This window comes from Acinetobacter sp. Root1280 (assembly GCF_001425285.1).
Lineage (GTDB): Bacteria > Pseudomonadota > Gammaproteobacteria > Pseudomonadales > Moraxellaceae > Acinetobacter > Acinetobacter guillouiae.
The window spans coordinates 113514-136685 of the sequence record NZ_LMED01000029.1; the positions used below are offsets into that span (position 1 = coordinate 113514).

Here is a 23172-nt window from a genome sequence, read left to right on the forward strand (position 1 = left end):
TAGCTAAAGCAAAAGCATTTTAATTTGATTTATATCATTATTTTTGCTTTAAAAAGCTCAAAGTCAGGTACTTTGAGCTTTTTAAATTTTACGGAAAATGTTAAATAGCTTGGGTGTTTTCATTTAGCCAGTTTAAAACATCACCTTCTAAGTGAGGTGCTAATCGCTCTCTGACAATTTGATGGTACTGATTCAACCATGCTTTTTCATCATGACTGAGTAGGTCTAAAACGATACACGTCAGGTTAATCGGACACAATGTTAGTGTTTCGAATTCCAAAAATTGACCATAGGTCGTATCTTCAAAATGCTTAATTTTGTTGACGACAAGATTCTCAATCCGAATGCCGTACTTGCCTTGATGATATAAACCAGGTTCATTGGAAGTAATCATCCCTTCGCGCATCTTGGTGGATGGTGTGACTGGGGCATAATATGAAATCACTTGGGGGCCTTCATGTACATTCAATGCATAGCCTACACCGTGACCTGTACCATGACGATAATCTAATCCGTATTTCCATAGCGTTTGACGGGTAATTGCATCTAATAGTGGTGATGCAATGCCTTCAGGGAAAACAGTTTGAGCAAGTGCAATATGGCTTTTTAACACCAAAGTGTAATCACGTTTTTGTTCAGTGCTTGCTGTGCCTATGGGAACAACGCGGGTAATGTCTGTGGTTCCTTCATCATATTGTGCGCCTGAATCAATCAGAAGCAAACCATCACCACTAATCTCGCTAAAGCTTTCTTCGGTGGCACGATAGTGGGGTAATGCGCCGTTGGCATTAAAGCCTGCAATTGTCGAGAAGCTTAATCCAATAAAACCTGCTTGTTGTGCGCGAAAGCCTGAAATTTTTTCGTCGATGGTGAGTTCATTGATTGATTCTTTATCAGCCAATGCGTTATCTAGCCAATGAAAGAAATGACATAGGGCAACACCATCTTTGGTCATTGCACTGCGCACATGTGCAATTTCTGAAGGATGTTTACGTGATTTAAATAAACTGCTTGGATTAATGTCTTGGATTAAATGACTTTGCTGCTCAATGGCCTGTGCAGATGAAATTGAGACTTTAGCAGGATCAATTAAAATATTTTGTTGTTTAAGTTCGAGCAAAAACTTGATGCTTGCGTTATAAGCTAAGATTTCAATGTTATCCAAAGCAAATCTTTGCTGCATTTCAGTTGAAAGTTTTGCATCATCAATAAAAAGCACAGTTCGAGAATGGTCAATATATAAGTGTGCTAAGAACACGGGATTATATTCAACATCACGCCCCCTACAATTCAAAATCCAAGCAATATCATCGAGTGCAGAAATAAAATGCCCCGTTGCTTTTTTCTGAATAAGTTTGTGACGGATCGCAGTTATTTTTTCTAGGCGTGTTTGCGCATTTAAATCATCTGCCATTTGCCAAATGGGTTGTAGGGGCAGTGCTGGGCGTTCAGTCCAAATTTGATCAATTAAATCTAAGTCTGTTTGAATGACGAAATTGTGTTCTATCGCAAGCGCTGATAATGCGCTGTATTGTTGAGTTGAAATGGTATTTCCATTGACAGAGATTTTTGCATCTTTGGCTAAATGTTGTGAAAGCCAAGCCAAATGTGTTGAAGCAGGATCAGGTGTCTGCTTTTGTAAAACGTAACCTGTATTTTCCAGTTGCTGTTCAGCTTGTACCCAATATCGACCATCTACCCATAAACCTGCGAAGTTTTGAGTAACTACAATTGTGCCGACTGAACCTGTAAAGCCTGTTAGCCATTGACGTATTTTCCAATAATCAGGTAGATACTCTGACATATGTGGATCTGCACTCATGGCGATAAAAGCATCCTGCTGATATTTCTTCATAATTGTACGAAGGTTTTCTAATTTGTTGGCAGGTGACAAAGCGTTCATACTTTTTCCAATTGCATATCAAGAGATTTTTGAGAGGGGGTCGATGTTTGATTGAGTAATTTACGAATCGGTTTTCTCATTAACCATAGAACGAGTGCGCCAAGAAGTAAAGCGATGACACATCGCACAAATAGCAAGGGTAATTGGTCAACTTCATGGATAGAAACATGACCACCAATTAATCCTGCCATCAAGTTTCCTAAAGCAGATGCTGTAAACCAAAGCCCCATCACTTGTCCACGAATGATGGTCGGAGCAAGTTTAGTCATGGTTGAAAGACCAACAGGGCTTAAACATAATTCACCTAGTGTTAAAAGCAGGAGGCTTGATGCGATCCACAATGCAGAAACAGTTCCACCATTTTGGGTGATCAAGTAACTGGCAATGCTCATCACGAGGAAACCACCCGCAGCGAGGAGTAAAGCAATAATGAATTTGGTGATATAGCTAGGATCACGATTTTGTTTGCCTAATTTAACCCAAAGCCATGCGATGATCGGTGCGAAAATAATAATGAAAAGCGGGTTAATCGATTGAAACCAAACTGCGGGTATTTCAAAGCCAAAGAATTGGCGATCTGTAAAGTCTTGGGCGAAAAGATTGAAAGATGTTGGCTTTTGTTCAAATGCTGACCAGAAAAGTGCAGCGGTGATGAGTAAAATAAAACAGATGATGATTTGTTTTTTCTCAGTATTATTCAAACCAGCAAAGAACAGTAGATAGCTGAAATATAAGGCAATACAAATACAGATTGTGATTGTGAAATATGTGGCGATCTGAATTGGATTGATGGTAATTATGCCAAGAGAAACTAGACCGATAATCAAGCCAACAACTGCAATAAAACCTATGATCATTTGGGGTGCTTTAGGATTGTAATGTACAGGACGAGCCCAGTTATTTTCATTGCCTTGCACATGATTAAATTGTTTTAATTGAGGCACAGTTATTAACTTAAAAATCAGTAAGGCGATTAACATTCCAACGCCACCGATTCCGAATCCCCAGTGCCAACCATGTTCTTTAACCAATAAACCAGTCAATAGTGGGGCAATCAACGAGCCTAGATTAATTCCCATATAAAAAATGGAAAATCCTGCATCACGCCGTGAATCTTGAGCCTGATATAAAGTGCCAACAATGACGGAAATACAGGTTTTAAATAAACCAGAACCGATCACAATCAAAACTAAACCAAAATAAAAAAAGAAATGTCCAAATAAAGCTGCCAATGCAATGGATAAATGTCCGAGTGCGATGATCAGTGAACCGTACCACACAGCGCGCTCCTGACCGAGATAATTGTCAGCAACCCATCCACCCAATACGGTCATTAAATACATACTGCCTGCAAATAAGCCGACAATTGCTGATGCTGTTGGGCGATCTAAACCGAGACCGCCATCAGCAACTAAAGCCGCCATATAGAGGATTAATAAAGGGCGAATACCATAATAGGAAAAACGTTCCCAAAGCTCGGTAAAAAATAAACCTTTTAATGGTTTAGGGTGACCAAAAAAAGCTTGATCTGGGTCGTGCACTTGTTTGGATAAATGTTGAGGCATCTTCAAGTCCTTTGAAAATGTATTAATAAAAAAATTTTAAACAATATATAAAATAAAGTTATTTGTTGGGTGTTTTTTAAAGTAGTGATTTGTAAGTTTTATAGTAAAAATATAAATTTCAGTTTTCTATGCTTATATTGGCATTATTATATTTTGATTTTAAATGAATTTTAAAATGAATGGATTATACCAGTTGGTATGAATATGTAATAAAAAAACCACCCCAAAGGGTGGTCTCTTGTTCGATCTGAACGCATAACGAATTAACGTTTGATATCGCGTTGAGTTTCGCCAGTATAAAGCTGACGCGGACGACCGATTTTGTACGGACCGCTGTGCATTTCTAACCAGTGGCTGATCCAACCAACTGTACGTGCAAGCGCAAAGATTACCGTAAACATTTCTGTTGGGATACCAATCGCTTTAAGGATGATACCTGAATAGAAGTCTACGTTAGGATAAAGTTTACGTTCGATGAAGTACGGATCGCTTAATGCAATACGTTCAAGTTCCATTGCAAGCGCAAGTTGTGGATCATTGATACCAAGTGCACTTAACACTTCGTCACAAGTCTCTTTCATTACTTTTGCACGTGGATCGAAGTTTTTATAAACTCGGTGACCGAAGCCCATAAGTTTAACTTCTTTAGTTTTTACTTTTTCCATGAACGGTGCAACATTTTCTACAGAGCCGATTTCATCGAGCATCTTAAGAACAGCTTCGTTTGCACCACCATGCGCAGGTCCCCAAAGTGCAGCAATACCCGCAGCGATACATGCATAAGGGTTAGCGCCTGTAGAACCAGCTAAACGTACTGTAGACGTTGATGCATTTTGTTCATGGTCAGCATGAAGCGTAAAGATACGATCCATTGCTTTAGCAAGAATAGGGTTAACTTTGTAATCACGATCTGCTGGAGTAGCAAACATCATGTACAAGAAGTTTTCAGCATAGCTTAAATCGTTACGTGGATATACGAACGGTTGACCGATTGTATATTTGTAAGTCCAAGCAGCTAAAGTAGGAATTTTAGCAACTAAACGAACTGCAGTGATTTCACGGTGGTCTACGTTTTCAACGTCAAAACCGTTGTGATAGAACGCAGATAATGCACCCACTACACCACACATAACCGCCATAGGATGAGCATCACGACGGAAACCATTGAAGAATCGGCTAACTTGATCGTGAACCATTGTGTGGTTGCGGACTTTGTTTTCGAAGTCTGTTTTTTGTTCAGCAGTTGGAAGCTCACCGCTTAACAATAAATAGCAAGTTTCTAAGTAAGAAGCTTGAGTTGCAAGTTGAGCAATCGGATAACCACGGTGTAAAAGAACGCCTTTATCACCATCAATGAAAGTGATTTTAGACTCGCAAGAAGCTGTCGCCATAAAACCAGGATCAAAAGTAAAGTGACCTGAAGCCAACACATCCTTAACGTCGATTACATCTGGGCCCAATGTGCCGCTGTAAATTGGTAATTCAATTTTTTTGCCATCAAGCTCTAGAACGGCTTTCTTGCCAGTTGCTGCAGACATTCAATAGATCTCCTGTCCTGGTGGATATTTTATCTAACTTGCTGAGTCATCTTGTAATGTACAAGTCAGACGGATCAAAAATTGCTATTTAGCTTAGTGAGTACTGAAATTTTGTCAATTATACTTATGGATGAAAAAACAATGTTTTCATCAGTAGTTAGTCTAACTTTAACCAGTAAGATTGATCATTAAATTTCAGAGTCGGTCAGTATAATAAGGTAAATTCTAAAGAAGGTGCAGAAAAATAATTGTGATTGCTAGACAGGAAATGGCATTTTTGACCAATATTTTGTGGCTTTTGTAAGTTGCGAAATGCATTGTTGCTGTTTTAAAACCATCTGAATTTCACGACTTACATAGCTTTTGCCATTATTTTTGTGTGAAAAACATCCAAATGAGTTGATGAAATATTTATTTTCATTTTAATGCTTAATTGATTAAAAAATAGTTTTTATTGAAGCTTTTAAAGGATAAAAAATAATCGAATCAGTATAAAAATAGGCATTTAGTTGCCTTAGGAATAATCAAATACCATAAAATCTTGCAGCTAAATTATGAATTATTCACAAACTAAGTCTTTCTTTCTTATTATAAAGCTTTCAGTCAAATCACTGAATTAAATGGCACCCATTTAAAATAGGAATAAAGGACTATTTAAAAATAACATGTTGGGTATCTACTAAAGCTTAACCAGCTGATGAAAAATAAAACAGCAGGGAGAAATTAACCACAGGACGATTTTGTCCGTAATGTTGTGCTTTAGTCTAAATTTATAAAAATAATATAAGTCGTAATTATGTGTAAAAGTAATATGTTTAAATGTCATAAAAAATAACGAGATAGCCTTGAAAAACAGAGGTGGGGGATCTGCTTTATTTTTCAAATGGGTGTAAATGATTCTTATTTGAGTGATTTTTAAAGAAAAAGCCAATTTCGATGGTTTGTATTTTGACAGTGCACGTTTTATAATTCAGTGTCGTTTAAAGTTCAGGCAATTAAATTTGTCTGACAATGCTAGCTTTCCTTCGAATTAATTCCAACAAACTCCGGATGGAGTTTTTACTTACAGGATGCCCGCTGTGAAAAGCAACAGACCTGTCAATTTGTCCATGGGTCAAGTTTTAGATGTAAACTTAAAATCCCCTGTGGCTATTGCATCAATTCTACACCGTCTATCAGGTGTCATCGTATTTTTACTCGTACCGGTACTTTTGTGGCTTTTAGACAAGTCTTTGTCTTCGCCTGAAGGCTTTGCTCAAGTTCAAGCAATCTTTGGTGGCTTCATTGTACGTTTTATCGTATGGGTATTTGTCGCTGGTTTATTATTCCATTTCATTATGGGTATTAAGCACTTACTTGCTGACCTAGGCTTTGCTGAAGAGTTGCAAAGTGGTCGCGTAGCAGCAACTATTGCATTAATCTTGGCTGCGATATCAGTTATCGCTTCATTTGTATGGATCGTTCTCTAATGAAAAGTGCTACAGGTTTAACGGGTTCAGGTTCTCGTGATTGGTATATCCAACGCGTAAGTGCTGTAGTTCTAGCTGTTTATACTGTTGTGGTATTAGGTTGGATTCTGTGCAATGGCGGATTTAACTATGAGCAATGGTTTGGCTTTATGATGACACTTCCGATGAAGATTTTATCTTTATTGGCAGTCTTATCTCTTGTTGCGCATGCTTGGATTGGTATGTGGCAAGTATTCACTGACTATGTGACTACTCGTCAGATGGGTCCTTCAGCTTCAGGTTTACGCATCGTGTTAACTTCAGCAGTGATTATTGCTGTTATTGCATATGCGATCTGGGCAATCCAGATTTTTTGGGCGAATTGATAGGAAAATGTCATGGGCGCTTTAACCCCTAAAGAAGATTATTCAAATATTCCAAGCCAGTTCTTCGATGCAGTCATCGTTGGTGGTGGTGGTTCAGGTATGCGTGCTTCATATCAACTTGCTCAAGCAGGTTTGAAAGTTGCAGTGCTAACTAAAGTATTCCCAACACGTTCTCACACTGTTGCGGCTCAAGGTGGTATTGGTGCATCGCTTGGTAACATGCAAGACGATAACTGGCACTATCATTTCTATGACACGGTAAAAGGTTCTGACTGGTTAGGTGACCAAGATGCAATCGAATTTATGTGTCGTGAGGCGCCTAAAGTTGTTTATGAGCTTGAACACTTAGGTATGCCATTTGACCGTAATGCTGACGGTACAATTTACCAACGTCCATTTGGTGGCCACTCTGCGAACTATGGTGAAAAACCAGTTCCACGTGCTTGTGCTGCTGCCGACCGTACAGGTCATGCACTTCTTCATACGCTTTATCAAAGTAACGTGAAAATGGGTACTCAATTCTTCGTTGAATGGATTGCATTAGACTTAATCCGTAACGAAGCAGGTGATGTACTCGGTGTAACAGCAATTGACCAAGAAACAGGCAAAATTGCTGTATTCCAAGCCAAAGCAACATTGTTTGCTACAGGTGGTGCTGGTCGTGTTTACCGTGCATCTACCAATGCTTATATCAATACTGGTGATGGTCTTGGTATGGCTGCTCGTGCGGGTATTCCATTACAAGATATGGAATTCTGGCAATTCCACCCAACGGGTGTTGCTGGTGCAGGCGTATTGTTAACAGAAGGTTGTCGTGGTGAAGGTGCAATCCTTCGTAACAAAGATGGCGAACCGTTCATGGAACGTTATGCACCAACTTTGAAAGATTTGGCTCCGCGTGACTTTGTATCACGTTCTATGGACCAAGAAATCAAAGAAGGTCGTGGTTGTGGTCCTAAAGGTGATTATATCCTACTTGATATGACTCACTTGGGCGCGGATACCATCATGAAGCGTTTACCATCTGTATTTGAGATTGGTAAGAAATTCGCAAACGTGGATATCACCAAAGAACCAATTCCAGTTGTACCAACAATCCATTATCAAATGGGTGGTATTCCGACCAATATTCATGGTCAAGTGGTTATTCCTGAAACAGCGAAAAATGCAGCAGATTTCTATGCAGGTTTTGATAAAGCTGCAAATGAATACACAACCAACGGTACAATGAATTATACAGTGCCTGTAAAAGGCTTCTATGCAATTGGTGAGTGTTCTTGCGTGTCTGTACATGGTGCAAACCGTTTAGGTACCAACTCATTACTTGACTTGGTTGTATTTGGTAAAGCTGCTGGTGAACACATCATCGATTACGTGACTAAACATCACGGTGATGAATACCAACCACTTCCAAATGATGTACTTGTGAACACGTTGAAACGTATCAATCATTTAGATGATTCTACTTCTGGTGAAAATGCACAAGAAGTTGCGGATGCGATTCGTGATATCGTTCAAGACCACGCGGGTGTATTCCGTACTCAAGCCTTGCTTGATGAGGGTGTTAAGCAGATTCTTGCGATTGAACCACGTGTACGTAACATTCATTTAAAAGACAAATCTAAAGTATTTAATACTGCACGTATTGAAGCTTTGGAAGTTGAAAACTTATACGAAGTAGCGAAAGCAACATTGATTTCTGCTGCTGCACGTAAAGAATGTCGTGGTGCACATACTGTTGTAGATTATGAATTGCCTGCTGATGATGAGCACTATTCATATGGTCGTCGTGACGATGAGTGGATGAAACATACTTTATGGTATTCAGCGGATAACCATCTTGAATACAAGCCAGTACGTTACAGCCCATTGTCTGTAGACCCAATTGAACCTAAACCACGTACATTCTAATCGGGAGAAATAAGATGAGTAGAGGTACACGTACATTCGAAATCTACCGCTATGATCCTGATAAGGATAAAGCACCGTATATGCAGACTTTTAAACTAGAGTTGACGGATAAGCATCGTATGTTGCTTGATGCGCTTTTAGCATTAAAAGTTCAAGACGAATCATTAACATTCCGTCGTTCTTGCCGTGAAGGTATTTGCGGTTCAGATGGTGTGAATATCAATGGTAAAAATGGTCTTGCGTGTTTATGGAACCTGAACGATTTACCTGAAAAAATCGTCATTCGTCCATTACCTGGTCTGCCAGTAGTGAAAGATTTAGTTGTGGATATGAATCAGTTCTACGATCAGTATGACAAAATTCATCCATTCTTAATCAATAATCAACCTGCACCACCAAAAGAGCGTTTACAATCTCCAGAAGAGCGTGAGCACTTAAATGGTTTGTATGAATGTATTCTTTGTGCATGTTGTTCAACGTCATGCCCATCATTCTGGTGGAACCCGGATAAATTCTTGGGTCCTTCAGCATTGTTGAATGCATACCGTTTCATTATTGATTCTCGTGATACTGCGACACAAGATCGTTTATCACGTCTTGATGACCCATTCTCATTATTCCGTTGTAAAGGGATTATGAACTGTGTGTCTGTATGTCCGAAAGGTTTGAATCCAACAAAAGCGATCGGTCATATCCGTAGCATGTTGCTCGATCAAGCGGGTTAATACGATGTGAAAAAAGGGCGTACATCTTGGGATGTGCGCTCTTTTTTTATTGGATTTTTAATGAGATGGTTGTTTTTTGTTCGAGTGAATGGGATCTAAGCTTTAAGCATTGAAAAAGTATCAACAGACCCGATATAAATGGATGGATAATAATAGATTATTTCTTGTATGTATTTCGCTAATTTATAGGTGGTATGTGTCAAAAAAATCAATTGAAGTGACAGATCATGTTACGATTTAACAAACCACTATATGTGAAAAACACACCATGTTTTTGGTACATTTTTTCTACATAAGTGTGATCCAGATCAGTTTATAAATAATTTTATAAGCTAAGATTAGAACCGCTTTAGAAAAAGCAAAAAAGCCTTTGTTTTTTCTAAGTCGATTTGCAAAAAATTGCTCAGCTTCGGTTGAGTATATAAGTGAGTGATGATGCCATTGAGGGCGTTATGATTCATTGTATGCATTAGTAAAAGCTAATGTTTATAACGCCCCTTGGTCATGAGTATCTGATGGGTGAATGTCAATTTACCGATTTGGCATTATCAATCATGGGAGTGCTTAAAAAGCACCCTCTAATGTTTTTGCAATAGGAAATGGGTCCACAAATGCAAGAAGTTGCTGACGCATTGCGTCTTGATACTGAACTTTCCGCTGATAGTGCAGCGTATATTGAAGAGCTTTACGAACAGTACCTTTCTTCTCCAACCTCAGTAGGTGAGGATTGGCGTCAATATTTCGATAAATTCCCTAAAGGTGACCAACCACACGGAAATATTCGTGAGCAATTCTTATTATTAGGTCGTAATTCAAGTCGTGTTCAGCCTGTTGTGCAAAGTGAAGTAAGTACTGAGCATGAACGTCGTCAAATCGGTGTTTTGCAACTGATTGCAGCATACCGTAACCGTGGTCATCAAAAAGCGAAGCTTGATCCACTAGGTTTGGCTAAACGTGAAGATGTGCCAGATTTAGATCTTGCTGCACATGGTTTAACCAAGTCTGACCTAGATACAGTTTTCAATGCTGGAAATTTGGCGATTGGTAAAACTGAAGCAACTTTAGGTGAGATGGTTAGCGCAATGGAGGCAACATACTGTGCTTCTATTGGTGCTGAATATATGCACATTGTTGACACCAAAGAAAAACGCTGGATTCAACAACGTCTTGAAGGTGCACGCGGTCAGTTCGGTTTCTCGGCAGATCAAAAGAAACACGTACTTGAACGTTTAACTGCTGCTGAAGGCTTAGAAAAATTCCTCGGTAATAAGTATGTTGGTGCGAAGCGTTTTGGTGTAGAGGGTGGTGAATCTTTCATTCCAATGGTAAACGAACTTATTCAACGTGCAGGTTCTGTAGGTTGTAAAGAAGTCGTAATTGGGATGCCACACCGTGGTCGTTTAAACTTACTTGTGAACATCATGGGTAAAAACCCAGCTGATTTGTTTGGTGAGTTTGAAGGTAAAACTTTAGCTAAAAAAGGTTCAGGTGACGTTAAGTATCACCAAGGTTTCTCATCAAATGTGATGACACCTGGTGGTGAAGTTCACTTGGCTTTGGCATTTAACCCATCGCATTTAGAAATTGTTGGTCCTGTGGTTGAAGGTTCAGTTCGTGCACGCCAAGTACGTCGTAAAGACATTGGTGGTGATGACGTATTGCCTGTAATTGTACATGGTGATGCTGCATTTGCTGGTCAAGGTGTCAACCAAGAAACCTTCCAAATGTCACAAACGCGTGGTTATACCGTAGGTGGTACGGTTCATATCGTAGTCAACAACCAAGTTGGTTTTACTACATCTGATCCACGTGATGCACGTTCTACCGAATACTGTACTGACATTGCAAAAATGATTCAGGCGCCAATTTTTCATGTAAATGGTGATGACCCAGAATCTGTATTGTTTGTTGCGCAATTGGCACATGATTTCCGTCATACATTCCGTAAAGATGTTGTGATTGACATGTTCTGTTATCGTCGTCGTGGTCATAACGAAGCAGATGAGCCAGCAGCAACACAACCAATGATGTATCAAGTGATCAATAAAAAAGCGACTACACGTACGCTTTATGCGGATCAATTGGTACAAGAAAAAGTATTAGATCGTTCTGATGCAGATGCTTTAGTTGAAAAATATCGTGAAGATCTTGAAGCAGGTAACCATGTTGCCAATGCTTTAGTGCTTGAACCAAATGATAAAATGTTTGTGGACTGGAAACCGTATCTAGGCCATGAATATACAGATGTTTGGGATACGACTTTCCCAATCGAACGCTTAAAAGAAATTGGTACAAAAATGCGCGAATTACCGGAAGGTTTCGTGATGCAGCGCCAAGTGTCTAAAGTGATCGATGAACGTTTGAAAATGCAAACTGGTGAAATGCCATTAAACTGGGGTGCAGCAGAAACTTTAGCTTATGCTTCTATCCTTGATGATGGTTTCTTGGTGCGTTTGACTGGTGAAGATGTTGGTCGTGGTACATTCTCACACCGTCATGCCAAGCTACATAACCAAGTTGATGGTTCGGTTTATATTCCACTGTGTCATATCAAAGAAAACCAGCCACGTACTGCAATTTATGACTCATTATTGTCAGAAATGGCTGTGCTTGCATTTGAATATGGTTATGCAACAACATTGCCAAAAAGCTTGGTAATCTGGGAAGCTCAGTTCGGTGACTTTGCAAACTGTGCGCAAGTGGTTATTGATCAATTCATCTCATCTGGTGAAACCAAATGGGAACGTGTGTGTGGTTTAACATTACTTCTTCCACATGGTTATGAAGGTCAAGGTCCTGAGCATTCATCTGCACGTCTTGAGCGTTTCTTACAGTTATGTGCTGAAGAAAACATGCAAGTGATTACACCAACGACACCTGCACAGATTTTCCATGCAATGCGTCGTCAGGCAATTCGCCCAATTCGTAAGCCAATGATCGTGACTTCACCGAAGTCATTGCTTCGTCATAAACTTGCAACTTCAACTTTGGAAGAGCTTGCAACTGGTACATTCCAGACTGTGATTGATGAAGTGGATCAAATCAACAAACAAGATGTAACACGTGTTGTACTTTGTGGTGGTAAAGTTTATTACGACTTACTTGAAAAACGTCGTGAAGAAAACTTGAACATTGCGGTGGTACGTGTTGAACAATTGTACCCATACCCAGAAAAACGTCTTGCTGAAGTGCTTGCGACATATCCAAACATAAAAGAACTTGTTTGGTGTCAAGAAGAACCGAAGAACCAAGGCGCATGGTTATTCATTGCTCCTCGTTTATACGAAGGTGTAATGAAGTCTGCTCTACAAGTTCAAATTAGCTATGCAGGACGTGAAGCTTCAGCTGCACCTGCATGTGGCTCACCATATTTGCATGCAAAACAACAAGCTCAGCTCGTGAATGACGCACTTGCGATCGTAGCTGAACAATCAGGAGAATCTAAATAATGGCAACCGAAATTAAAGCACCGGTGTTCCCAGAGTCAGTTGCTGACGGAACAATTGCAACTTGGCACAAACAACCAGGTGAAGCGGTATCACGTGATGAAGTCATCTGTGATATTGAAACGGATAAAGTTGTTTTAGAAGTTGTTGCTCCTGCTGATGGTACTATCTCTGCAATCATCAAAAATGAAGGTGACACAGTTCTTTCTTCTGAAGTTATTGCAACATTTGAAGAAGGTGCTGTTTCTGGCGCTACTCAAACTCAAGCAGTTCAATCTGAAGAGAAAGTAGAACAAGCTGCGGCACAAACTCAAGCGGGTAATGCACCTGTTGTTGAACGTGCTCAAGTACAAGATCAAGCACCTGCAGTGCGTAAAGCTTTAACTGAAACAGGTATTGCTGCTGCGGATGTAGATGGTACTGGTCGTGGTGGTCGTATCACCAAAGAAGATGTTGCAAATCATCAAACTAAACCAGCTGCTGCAGCTGTAACACCATTAAGCGTTGCTGTTGGTGAGCGTATCGAGAAACGTGTTCCAATGACACGTTTACGTAAGCGTGTTGCTGAACGTCTTCTTGCTGCTACACAGCAAACTGCAATGTTGACTACGTTTAACGAAGTCAACATGAAACCTGTGATGGAAATGCGTAAGCAATATAAAGATGCTTTCGAAAAACGTCATGGTGCACGTTTAGGCTTTATGTCATTCTTCGTTAAAGCTGTAACTGAAGCACTTAAACGCTATCCTGCGGTAAATGCTTCAATCGACGGTGATGATATTGTTTATCATGGTTACTATGATATCGGTGTTGCGGTTTCTTCTGATCGTGGTTTAGTGGTTCCAGTATTACGTAATACTGACCGTATGAACTATGCTGAAGTTGAATCAGGTATTGGTGCATATGCTGCAAAAGCACGTGAAGGTAAATTAGCAATTGAAGATATGACTGGTGGTACTTTCACAATTACCAACGGTGGTACTTTCGGTTCACTACTTTCAACACCTATTTTGAACCAACCACAAACTGCTATTTTAGGTATGCACAAAATCCAAGAGCGTCCTATGGCTGTAAATGGTCAAGTTGAAATTCTTCCAATGATGTACTTAGCGCTTTCTTATGACCATCGTATGATTGATGGTAAAGAAGCAGTAGGTTTCTTGGTAACTGTTAAAGAGTTACTTGAAGAGCCAGCTAAACTAATCCTTGACCTTTAATTCTTTAGAATAACAACACGAGTTTAGAGTGATCCTTTAAACTCGTTTTTGGAGATAAGCATGTCTCAGTTTGATTTAGTGGTAATCGGCGGTGGGCCAGGTGGTTATGAAGCGGCAATTCGTGCTGCTCAACTTGGTTTCAAAGTTGCGTGTATCGAAAAACGTGTACACAAAGGTAAGCCATCTTTAGGTGGTACTTGCTTAAACGTAGGTTGTATACCTTCTAAAGCACTTTTGGATTCTTCTCATCACTATGAAGACACTCTTCATGGCTTAGATGTTCACGGTATTACAGTTGAAAATGTCCAACTTGATCTTCAAAAGCTTCTTGCTCGTAAAGACAAAGTTGTAGATAACTTAACTGGCGGTGTTGCTCAATTGCTGAAAGGCAATGGTATCGAGTGGTTACAAGGTACAGGTAAATTACTTGCTGGTAAAAAAGTTGAATTCACACCATTAGAAGGTGGCGATGTTCAAGTTTTAGAACCTAAATTCGTAATTCTTGCAACTGGTTCTGTACCTGTAAATATTCCTGTAGCAAAAGTTGATGAAGACCTTATCGTTGATTCAACAGGTGCATTAGAATTCCAAGAAGTGCCTAAACGTTTAGGTGTAATTGGTGCAGGCGTAATTGGACTAGAACTTGGTTCAGTATGGCGTCGTCTTGGCTCTGAAGTTGTTGTGTTTGAAGCATTAGATGCATTCTTACCAATGGCGGATAAAGCGTTGGCAAAAGATTATCAAAAACTTTTAACAAAACAAGGTTTAGATATTCGTATTGGCGCTAAAGTTTCAGGTACTGAAGTGAATGGTCGTGAAGTGACTGTTCAATATAACCAAGCAGGCGAAGATAAAACTCAAACTTTTGATAAATTAATCGTTTGTGTTGGCCGTAAAGCCTATGCAGAAGGTTTATTGGCTGAAGATTCAGGCATTAAATTAACTGAACGTGGTTTGGTTGAAGTGAACGATTGGTGTGCAACGTCTGTTGACGGTGTATATGCAATTGGTGACTTGGTACGTGGTCCAATGCTTGCGCATAAAGCAATGGAAGAAGGTGTAATGGCAGTTGAGCGTATGCATGGTCATGCTGCTCAAGTGAATTATGACACTATTATTTCAGTGATTTATACACACCCTGAAGCTGCGTGGGTAGGTTTGACTGAAGAGCAAGCTAAAGAGAAAGGTCACGACGTTAAAACCGGTCAATTCCCATTTGCGGTAAATGGTCGTGCTTTAGCTGCCAATGAATCTGCTGGATTTGTGAAGTTTGTTGCAGATGCAAAAACTGATCGTTTATTGGGTATGCATATCATTGGTCCAGGTGCTTCTGATATTGTTCACCAAGGTATGATTGCACTTGAATTTGTATCTTCAGTTGAAGATTTACAATTGATGACTTTCGGTCACCCAACTTATTCTGAAGTCGTTCATGAAGCAGCGCTTGCTGTTGATGGGCGTGCGATTCACGCGATTCAGCGTAAACGTAAATAACACAAAAAAGAGCGGTTTCGACCGCTCTTTTTACTTTTGATGGTTGTTTTTAATTGAATAATCATCTAAAAATAAAAGAACAAACTTTAATAAATGCCGATAGTTATTGCGATGGAAGTCTAATTATTGGTGTGTCATAACAATGTGAAAAGTAGTAAAAGGTAAAACATGAATCTACATGAGTATCAAGCGAAAACGCTGTTAAAAAAATATGGTATGCCAGTTCAAGAAGGCATTTTAATCACTACGCCCGAAGAAGCATCTGCTGCCTTTGAGCAAATTAGTGGCAAATTCGCTGTGATGAAGGCCCAAGTCCATGCAGGTGGTCGTGGTAAAGCGGGTGGCGTAAAAGTTGTTAAGTCAAAAGAAGAAGCAGCTGAATATGCAAAAAGCCTGTTAGGTACTCGTTTAGTCACGTATCAGACGGATGCCAATGGTCAGCCGGTAAATAGTATCCTTGTTTGTGAAGATGTTTATCCTGTAGAACGTGAATTGTATTTAGGTGCAGTGGTTGACCGTTCTAGTCGTCGTGTGACATTCATGGCGTCTACAGAGGGTGGTGTAGAAATTGAAAAAGTTGCTGAAGAAACACCTGAAAAAATTATTAAAGTCGAAGTAGATCCACTGGTTGGTTTATTGCCATTCCAAGCGCGTGATGTTGGCTTCCAATTAGGTTTAAAAGATAAGCAAATCAGCCAATTTGTAACCATCATGACAGGCGCGTACAAAGCATTTGTTGAAAATGACTTTGCACTATTTGAAATTAACCCACTTTCAGTTCGTGAAAATGGCGAAATCTTATGTGTAGATGCTAAAGTCGGTATTGACTCAAATGCACTTTATCGTTTGCCTGAAATTGCAGCGATGCGTGATAAATCTCAAGAAAATGAGCGTGAGTTAAAAGCATCTGAATTTGACCTTAACTATGTTGCTTTAGAAGGTAATATTGGTTGTATGGTGAATGGTGCTGGTCTTGCGATGGCAACAATGGACATCATCAAACTGTATGGTGGTCAGCCAGCAAACTTCCTTGATGTTGGTGGCGGTGCGACTAAAGATCGCGTAATTGAAGCATTTAAAATTATTCTTTCAGATTCATCTGTACAAGGTGTATTGATCAATATTTTTGGTGGTATCGTACGTTGTGACATGATTGCTGAAGCGATTATTGCAGCGGTTCAAGAAGTAAATGTAACCGTACCTGTAGTTGTTCGTTTAGAAGGGAACAATGCAGAATTAGGTGCTAAATTACTTGATGAATCAGGTCTAAAATTAATTTCTGCGAATGGCTTAGCTGATGCCGCAGAAAAAGTTGTTGCTGCTGTGAAAGCGTAAGGAGTATCAATCATGAGCGTATTAGTTAATAAAGACACAAAAGTATTGGTACAAGGCTTTACAGGTAAGAATGGTACATTCCATTCTGAGCAATCAATTGCATACGGTACAAAAGTAGTTGGTGGCGTAACACCGGGTAAAGGTGGTCAAACTCATATTGGTCTACCTGTTTTCAATACAATGCGTGAAGCAGTAAAAGAGACTGGTGCAAATGCAACATCAATTTATGTACCTGCACCATTTGTACTAGATTCTATTGTTGAAGCAGTCGATTCTGGTATTGAGTTAATCGTGGTGATCACCGAAGGTGTTCCAACCTTAGACATGTTAAAAGCGAAACGTTACCTTGAAACTTATGGTAATAATGCACGTTTAATCGGTCCAAACTGTCCAGGTATTATCACACCGGGCGAATGTAAAATTGGGATTATGCCAGGGCATATTCATCAACCAGGTAAAATCGGAATCATTTCTCGTTCTGGTACATTGACTTATGAAGCAGTTGCGCAAACGACTAAGCTTGGTTTAGGTCAGTCTACTTGTATTGGTATCGGTGGTGACCCAATTCCAGGTATGAACCAAATTGACTGCTTAAAACTTTTCCAAGAAGACCCACAAACAGAAGCAATCATCATGATTGGTGAAATTGGTGGTAGTGCGGAAGAAGAAGCTGCTGAATATATTCAATCTAATGTGACTAAACCTGTTGTTGGTTATATTGCGGGTGTAACAGCACCTAAAGGTAAGCGTATGGGTCACGCAGGAGCGATTATCTCTGGCGGTAAAGGTACTGCTGAAGAGAAGTTTGCTGCATTTGAAAAAGCGGGTATGGCATATACGCGTAGCCCAGCTGAACTTGGTTCAACTATGTTTGATGTCTTAAAAAAGAAAGGCTTGGTTTAATTTAAAGTTTAAATTTTTAAGCTAAAAAATGGGAGCCAATCGGCTCCCATTTTTATTGGTTGAAGAGTATTGGTTGTAGCTTCTTGATGGTTAGCGTTTAAGCTTGTGAGCAAGATAGAAAAAAGGGAATTTATATGAGCGTGGTGATCTGTGATTAGCCTTTGACTAAACCACCATCCACAATCAAATTTTGTCCTGTTACAGCGCGTGACCACGGTGATAAAAACACCAGCACGGCATCTGCAAACTGCTCAGGTGTGGTGACTTCTTGTAAGGGCGTAGAAGCAGCGATCAAATCAAACACTTGATCAGGTGTTGCACTGCTGGCATCAGTCTTACGTAATAGACCACCTGAAAGCATATTTACATTAATGCCATATTGACCTAAATCGTGTGAAGTGGTGCGGGTAAAGGCCAAAAGTGCTGCTTTAGCTGCAGTATAATCATGATAAGGAACCACAGGATTCTGCACAAGATTGGTTCCAATATTGATGATTCGACCAAAATGATCTTTTTTCATATCTTCTAGTGCAGCTTGGGTGGTGTTTAAAGCGGCTTTTACTGCGCTGTCCAATTGCTGTTGCATACTGTGCCAGCTCAAGGTTTCAACTTTTGGACGTAGATCACCATCAAATTTAAATGCCAATAGCGCATTATTAATCACTGAGGTGATTGCATGTCCATAATGCAGTTTTGCCTTTTTAAACATCGTGTTGACTTGATTTGCATCAGTTACATCTGCTTTGTAAATAAAAACTTGTTCGGCATGTTCCTTAGCAAGTTGTTGTGCGGATTCTTCACTATTGAAATAATTCACCACAACTCTTGCGCCTTCACGAATCAAAGCATGGGTAATTGCAAGTCCTAGACCACGTGCGCCACCAGTCACTAGAATAATTTGATCTCGTATTTCCATGTTCAAATCAACTCATTTGATATCAATTTAATTTTAGCACTTTTATCGATGAGACTCTTAGATTGAGAGATGAGTTACAAAGTTTATCAATTGTACATACTCAAGATGAAAAATATAAAAACATCTAGAGAAATTTAAGCATCTTAGTGGATTGATTACATATGAATATTCAAATAATTAAACTTTTTAAATCCTATTGATAAAATGATGGCTCAGAATGATAGTTAATTGGTTTAACATATTGATCATATTATTTATAATTAAAACGAAACGCATTTGATATTGGGTGTGCTTCAGCCATTCTGATCTATATGTAGGCTACAATTAGACTGAACATTTAAGTGACGTATAAACAAACAGAGGAGACAACCATCTTGTTTTATGATTGGTATAACTCCGATAAAAATGATGAATTGATTAGGCAAAACATGCGACCTATTTACCCGCTCAATTTAATGGTCATTTTTATATTTTTTATAAATTCAAATGTTTATGCTTTTGATGATCTGGCACTTATGGCAGAAGAGGCACAAAATCAAATTGTGGAATATCAAGATGAATTATTAGGACAACCAGATCAATTGCAAGATGAGCAATTATTTAAAATTGAAAATCAAGAAAATAGCCTAAGTGATACTGAAATAAGCACTGAGCGAAATGATATTTTTTTTGAACAAGATCAATTGCAAAAAAAATTAGCAGAACAGCATGAGCATGAATTGGCAGATTATTCAATTTTAACCAATAAATTTTATGAAAATGAGCGTATTCGTGTATTTAATTATACTGCTTACAATGTACAACAATTAAAGACATCATTACTCAACCCTTCAAATGATAATCCTGCATCAAGTGAGCTTTATCTTTCTTTTGGTTATGGTATTGAATTTAAGATCAATGCTTTAAACAAAGTGGGTTATGAATACATCTCTAGTTTTCCTTATGATCGTGGGCAATTATTGCGTCTGTTTTGGATTAGAACGCTGACCTATTAACCATAAATATTTTATCGATCATTTTTTATTTCCATGAAGAAATCATGGGGGAAATACTACAACTTGAAACATAAGCTTGTTTAGCACTACACATTAACAGACTAACTTAAACAAAATGAGATGAAGAGGTGAGTCATCATGTTAAACAAAGTTATTGTGTTGGGTGTAGTTGCTATTTCATTAACCGGCTGTATTGTTGCACCATTTGATGATGGTCATCGAGGTGGTCATGGTCGTTATGATCAGCGACATGATTCGGATCATCGCTGGGATCAGCGTCGTGATGGTGATCGACATCGTTATGACCGAGATCGCAATGATCGTGACTGGAATTGGAAAGGGCGTTAATTCTTTATCTTAAATATAAAAATGGGCAATGCATGCCCATTTTTTTCTATCTTGTTGTTTGAAAATATATGAATGAAGTAACTCATATATTTTCATAAAAACTAATTTATATCTTTGTAGGGTGGCACTGCCGCATTTTACATTGAAAGTTTAAATATATTTGTGTAGGCAATAGCGTATTTTTTGTAGGGCATGCCACACGAGAACAATACCCTATATTATTTTTTTAAATAAACCTGCTTGTACTACACCAGCTTTGGTTTGTTTCTGTAATTGCCATGTTGAGGGTAAATTCAGTTGATTTAAGCCACGATCTGCTTCTACATAAATCAATGCTTGATCAGATAAGTATTGATCAGCTTTTTGAGCCAATTCATCCCATAAATTTAAACTATAGGGTGGATCTAAAAACATTAAATCAAACTGTTCATTTAAATTGGATAAGGCGTGTTGTGCTGTTTGAATTTTCAGCTGACAGTTTTCAGCTTTAAGCAACTGAATATTGTCTTTTAAAAATTTAGCTTGCGTGGCATTGGGTTCAATCATGATCACGTGCCTTGCACCACGTGAAAGTGCTTCAAATCCTAAAGCACCTGAACCAGCACAAAGATCTAAGACTTTGGCATTTTGAATATCCCACATCAGCCAGTTAAACAATGTTTCACGCACTCGATCAGGGGTAGGACGTAAACCATCGATATCAGCAAAAGGAAGAACTCGACGTTTCCATTCTCCACCAATAATACGTAATTGGTTTTTCATTTTATTATTCACTGATATCAGCCTCAGGTACAGGTGGGGGAGTGGGTTGCGTCGAAGTCGTACTATGACCTTGAGTTGGTATACGGTTTTGGGTAGCCGTATTGGTCTGTGTATTTGGCTTCGGTTTAGGCAAGGCATTTGGATCTGCTGCAAGAGAAACATCACCACTTGGCAGTTCACCCGGTTTGATGCCAGCTGTCATTAAGCCACCACTGACTTGATGGTTAAGCGGTACAATTGGATTCTTTTTGCGAGTCAGCAACCAGTAATCAAACACAGGACGAGCAATCTTGGCAGCAGAACCACCATGCTTACCATTTTCCCAAATCACCGCAATGGCAATTTCAGGGTTTTCAGCAGGTGCAAAACCAACAAATAAACCGTGGTCTAATTGTCTTGATGTCAGTGCGGCTTCGTTATAGCGCTTGCCTTGGGCAATACTCTTCACCTGTGCTGTACCTGTTTTACCTGCGATTTGGTACATTGGTGTACGGATACCACGACCTGTACCTGTTTGAATAACATCAACCATTGCATCACGCATTTTAATCCAGTCTTCATCTGTACCACTGAAGTTGATTTTTCCTGTCGGGGCATTGAGTACTTCATGCTTTTTCGCCCCTTTGGATTCACGTAATACGTGTGGTGTGACATGTGCACCATGGTTGGCGGTAATTGCTGTTGCCATCGCCAGTTGTAATGGAGTCGCGGTAAACGCACCTTGACCAATACTGACAGAAATGGTTTCACCCTTGAGCCATTTGCTTTTTCGGGTACGCATTTTCCATTCAGGACTTGGATATAAACCTGTACTTTCGCTTGGTAAATCTACCCCCGTCTTTTCACCGAAACCAAATTGGCGCATCCATTCATTCATGCGGTCTATACCCATCTGGTAAGACAAGATATAGAAGTAAGTATCACAAGAAACCACAATGGACTTATGTAAGTTGACTGAGCCATGTCCAGTCTTTTTCCAGTCACGGAATTTATGTGAATCGCCAGGTAAATGGAAATAGCCAGGATCGGAAATGGTAGTTCCCCAATCTACCGTTTTAAAGTGAATACCACCTAAGCCTTCCATCGGTTTAATGGTAGAGCCAGGAGGATAGGTTCCTTGGACAGCACGGTTATAGAGCGGTTGATCTAGGTTGTCACGCAAGGCTGTATAATCTGCGTGTCCAATACCTGTTACAAATAAGTTCGGGTTAAAACTTGGGCTTGAAACCAGTGCTAATATTTCACCAGTTCGTGGATCAATTGCGACGATTGCACCACGACGATCTTTAAGCTGTTCTGCTGCAATGGTTTGCAGGCCATAATCGAGTGAAAGATATAAGTCATTGCCTCGGGTAGACTCTTTACGGCCTAAATGACGTAAGACATTACCATGTGCATCGGCTTCAATCGATTCATAACCAGGAACACCATGCAGTAAATCTTCATAGGATTTCTCTACACCAATTTTCCCAATCAGGTTGGTTCCTGCATAACTATCTTTATCAATTGCTTTGAGCTCTTTATCGTTAATACGACCCACATAGCCAATAACATGGGCAAATAGCTCACCATGTGGATAATAGCGGGTCATTTGTGTTTCGATATCAACACCCGGAAATTGAAACTTGATTTCACTAAAGCGTGCAATATCTTGTTCTGTTAGGTTTAGCTTTAAGGTGACTCGTTCTGTTTTTTTAGAGGCTTTAATCCGGCTATTAAAACGGTCAATATCTTCTTGATTCAGATTTAAAATTGGAATTAAACGTTTAACCGTATCATCTATATCTTCAACATCGGCTTTGCTGAGGGTTGCAGTAAAAACAGGGTAGTTATCTGCCAGTAAAATTCCATTACGATCATAAATATAGCCACGTGCTGGTGCGATAGGCTGGAGCCGAATACGGTTTTTATCTGATGCTTCACTAAATTCTTGGTGATGGAAAATTTGCAGATAAGCATAACGTGCAACCAGAAGGCACATAAAAAATGAAACAATACCAATCGCAAAAAAGACACGACTACGAAAGATGCGTTTTTCTTGTTGGACATTTTTTAGAGGAAACTGCTGCTTCATACGTCGTCGGCTTTAGTACTTAAAGATGGGTGAATTTAGGGGTCAAACATTTTACCCTAGATTGAGTCTTAAAAATTAAAAAACACAAATAACTCATCAAAATATATTTTAACTCAATCTCTGCAACAAAGTTGTTATGCCGAATGCAGGTCCGTTGACATTTCACCTGAAAAATACGCATCGTTGTAAACATTGAGGAATTGTCA

The 23172-nt window shown here is 39.4% G+C and carries 17 protein-coding genes and 1 pseudogene; 12 read left to right on the forward strand and 6 right to left on the reverse strand.

What is annotated here, in order from left to right; all coding sequences use genetic code 11:
- Positions 1-100: 100 nt before the first annotated feature.
- The 3 genes from ASC84_RS20835 to gltA all read right to left on the reverse strand — a co-directional run bounded on the left by ASC84_RS20835 (position 101) and on the right by gltA (position 5006).
- On the reverse strand, positions 101-1903 hold the full coding sequence (locus tag ASC84_RS20835; protein ID WP_056518116.1) for an aminopeptidase P family protein: 1803 nt from the start codon (positions 1901-1903) through the stop codon (positions 101-103).
- Positions 1900-3468, reverse strand: coding sequence for a peptide MFS transporter (locus ASC84_RS20840; RefSeq protein ID WP_056518118.1), 1569 nt, complete (start codon positions 3466-3468; stop codon positions 1900-1902). The genes ASC84_RS20835 and ASC84_RS20840 overlap by 4 nt, the downstream gene beginning before the upstream one ends.
- Positions 3469-3731: 263 nt before the next feature.
- Complete coding sequence (gltA, locus tag ASC84_RS20845; protein ID WP_004717293.1) at positions 3732-5006, reverse strand: citrate synthase; 1275 nt, start codon at positions 5004-5006, stop codon at positions 3732-3734.
- A gap of 1070 nt (positions 5007-6076) precedes the next feature.
- Here gltA and sdhC point away from each other — a divergent pair.
- From sdhC to sucD, 10 genes and pseudogenes are all read left to right on the forward strand, one after another.
- The gene (sdhC, locus tag ASC84_RS20850; RefSeq protein ID WP_126606943.1) at positions 6077-6475 is read left to right on the forward strand and encodes a succinate dehydrogenase, cytochrome b556 subunit; all 399 of its coding nucleotides are present in this window, start codon (positions 6077-6079) and stop codon (positions 6473-6475) included.
- Positions 6475-6840, forward strand: a complete 366-nt coding sequence (gene sdhD, locus ASC84_RS20855) for a succinate dehydrogenase, hydrophobic membrane anchor protein (RefSeq protein ID WP_004717289.1) — start codon at positions 6475-6477, stop codon at positions 6838-6840. The genes sdhC and sdhD overlap by 1 nt, the downstream gene beginning before the upstream one ends.
- Before the next feature lie 12 nt (positions 6841-6852).
- A complete protein-coding gene (locus ASC84_RS20860; protein ID WP_004717286.1) occupies positions 6853-8751 on the forward strand; it encodes an FAD-dependent oxidoreductase in 1899 nt (632 codons plus the stop codon).
- A gap of 14 nt (positions 8752-8765) precedes the next feature.
- A complete protein-coding gene (locus tag ASC84_RS20865) occupies positions 8766-9476 on the forward strand; it encodes a succinate dehydrogenase iron-sulfur subunit (RefSeq protein WP_004717284.1) in 711 nt (236 codons plus the stop codon).
- Between the two features lie 370 nt (positions 9477-9846).
- Positions 9847-9949 (forward strand): annotated as a pseudogene (locus ASC84_RS23440) (hypothetical protein); the annotation flags it as partial.
- 138 nt (positions 9950-10087) lie between these two features.
- Positions 10088-12925, forward strand: a complete 2838-nt coding sequence (locus ASC84_RS20870) for a 2-oxoglutarate dehydrogenase E1 component (protein ID WP_004717282.1) — start codon at positions 10088-10090, stop codon at positions 12923-12925.
- On the forward strand, positions 12925-14139 hold the full coding sequence (odhB, locus tag ASC84_RS20875; RefSeq protein WP_004717280.1) for a 2-oxoglutarate dehydrogenase complex dihydrolipoyllysine-residue succinyltransferase: 1215 nt from the start codon (positions 12925-12927) through the stop codon (positions 14137-14139). Before ASC84_RS20870 ends, odhB begins: the two co-directional genes overlap by 1 nt.
- A 60-nt stretch (positions 14140-14199) precedes the next feature.
- Positions 14200-15633: a dihydrolipoyl dehydrogenase gene (gene lpdA, locus ASC84_RS20880; RefSeq protein WP_004717278.1), complete on the forward strand. Its 1434-nt coding sequence runs from the start codon at positions 14200-14202 to the stop codon at positions 15631-15633.
- Between the two features lie 168 nt (positions 15634-15801).
- The gene (gene sucC / locus ASC84_RS20885) at positions 15802-16968 is read left to right on the forward strand and encodes an ADP-forming succinate--CoA ligase subunit beta (RefSeq protein WP_004717276.1); all 1167 of its coding nucleotides are present in this window, start codon (positions 15802-15804) and stop codon (positions 16966-16968) included.
- Positions 16969-16980: 12 nt separating this feature from the next.
- Entirely contained in the window at positions 16981-17871 is an 891-nt protein-coding gene (gene sucD / locus ASC84_RS20890; RefSeq protein ID WP_004717274.1) for a succinate--CoA ligase subunit alpha, read from the forward strand.
- 154 nt (positions 17872-18025) lie between these two features.
- Here sucD and ASC84_RS20895 read toward each other — a convergent pair whose 3' ends face one another.
- Entirely contained in the window at positions 18026-18787 is a 762-nt protein-coding gene (locus ASC84_RS20895; RefSeq protein ID WP_056518121.1) for a 3-oxoacyl-ACP reductase, read from the reverse strand.
- 515 nt (positions 18788-19302) lie between these two features.
- Here ASC84_RS20895 and ASC84_RS20900 point away from each other — a divergent pair.
- Both ASC84_RS20900 and ASC84_RS20905 read left to right on the forward strand, forming a co-directional pair.
- On the forward strand, positions 19303-19782 hold the full coding sequence (locus tag ASC84_RS20900) for a hypothetical protein (RefSeq protein WP_227515186.1): 480 nt from the start codon (positions 19303-19305) through the stop codon (positions 19780-19782).
- Positions 19783-19920: 138 nt separating this feature from the next.
- Complete coding sequence (locus ASC84_RS20905) at positions 19921-20130, forward strand: hypothetical protein (RefSeq protein ID WP_004717269.1); 210 nt, start codon at positions 19921-19923, stop codon at positions 20128-20130.
- A gap of 213 nt (positions 20131-20343) precedes the next feature.
- Here the strand turns inward: ASC84_RS20905 and rsmD are convergent, their stop codons facing one another.
- Both rsmD and mrdA read right to left on the reverse strand, forming a co-directional pair.
- Complete coding sequence (rsmD, locus tag ASC84_RS20910; RefSeq protein ID WP_056518213.1) at positions 20344-20892, reverse strand: 16S rRNA (guanine(966)-N(2))-methyltransferase RsmD; 549 nt, start codon at positions 20890-20892, stop codon at positions 20344-20346.
- Positions 20893-20896: 4 nt separating this feature from the next.
- Positions 20897-22966, reverse strand: coding sequence for a penicillin-binding protein 2 (gene mrdA / locus ASC84_RS20915; RefSeq protein ID WP_056518124.1), 2070 nt, complete (start codon positions 22964-22966; stop codon positions 20897-20899).
- Positions 22967-23172: the final 206 nt, after the last annotated feature.

Excerpts from the sequence above, each read along its gene's own strand:
- ASC84_RS20840 (WP_056518118.1), bottom strand. The coding sequence starts at position 3,468 with ATGCCTCAACATTTATCCAAACAAGTGCACGACCCAGATCAAGCTTTT.
- sucD (WP_004717274.1), top strand. The coding sequence starts at position 16,981 with ATGAGCGTATTAGTTAATAAAGACACAAAAGTATTGGTACAAGGCTTT.
- ASC84_RS20900 (WP_227515186.1), top strand. The coding sequence starts at position 19,303 with ATGGCAGAAGAGGCACAAAATCAAATTGTGGAATATCAAGATGAATTA.
- ASC84_RS20860 (WP_004717286.1), top strand. The coding sequence starts at position 6,853 with ATGGGCGCTTTAACCCCTAAAGAAGATTATTCAAATATTCCAAGCCAG.
- ASC84_RS20895 (WP_056518121.1), bottom strand. The coding sequence starts at position 18,787 with ATGGAAATACGAGATCAAATTATTCTAGTGACTGGTGGCGCACGTGGT.
- ASC84_RS20905 (WP_004717269.1), top strand. The coding sequence starts at position 19,921 with ATGTTAAACAAAGTTATTGTGTTGGGTGTAGTTGCTATTTCATTAACC.
- ASC84_RS20865 (WP_004717284.1), top strand. The coding sequence starts at position 8,766 with ATGAGTAGAGGTACACGTACATTCGAAATCTACCGCTATGATCCTGAT.
- mrdA (WP_056518124.1), bottom strand. The coding sequence starts at position 22,966 with ATGAAGCAGCAGTTTCCTCTAAAAAATGTCCAACAAGAAAAACGCATC.
- rsmD (WP_056518213.1), bottom strand. The coding sequence starts at position 20,892 with ATGAAAAACCAATTACGTATTATTGGTGGAGAATGGAAACGTCGAGTT.
- sdhC (WP_126606943.1), top strand. The coding sequence starts at position 6,077 with ATGCCCGCTGTGAAAAGCAACAGACCTGTCAATTTGTCCATGGGTCAA.
- ASC84_RS20835 (WP_056518116.1), bottom strand. The coding sequence starts at position 1,903 with ATGAACGCTTTGTCACCTGCCAACAAATTAGAAAACCTTCGTACAATT.
- sucC (WP_004717276.1), top strand. The coding sequence starts at position 15,802 with ATGAATCTACATGAGTATCAAGCGAAAACGCTGTTAAAAAAATATGGT.
- gltA (WP_004717293.1), bottom strand. The coding sequence starts at position 5,006 with ATGTCTGCAGCAACTGGCAAGAAAGCCGTTCTAGAGCTTGATGGCAAA.
- ASC84_RS20870 (WP_004717282.1), top strand. The coding sequence starts at position 10,088 with ATGCAAGAAGTTGCTGACGCATTGCGTCTTGATACTGAACTTTCCGCT.
- lpdA (WP_004717278.1), top strand. The coding sequence starts at position 14,200 with ATGTCTCAGTTTGATTTAGTGGTAATCGGCGGTGGGCCAGGTGGTTAT.
- odhB (WP_004717280.1), top strand. The coding sequence starts at position 12,925 with ATGGCAACCGAAATTAAAGCACCGGTGTTCCCAGAGTCAGTTGCTGAC.
- sdhD (WP_004717289.1), top strand. The coding sequence starts at position 6,475 with ATGAAAAGTGCTACAGGTTTAACGGGTTCAGGTTCTCGTGATTGGTAT.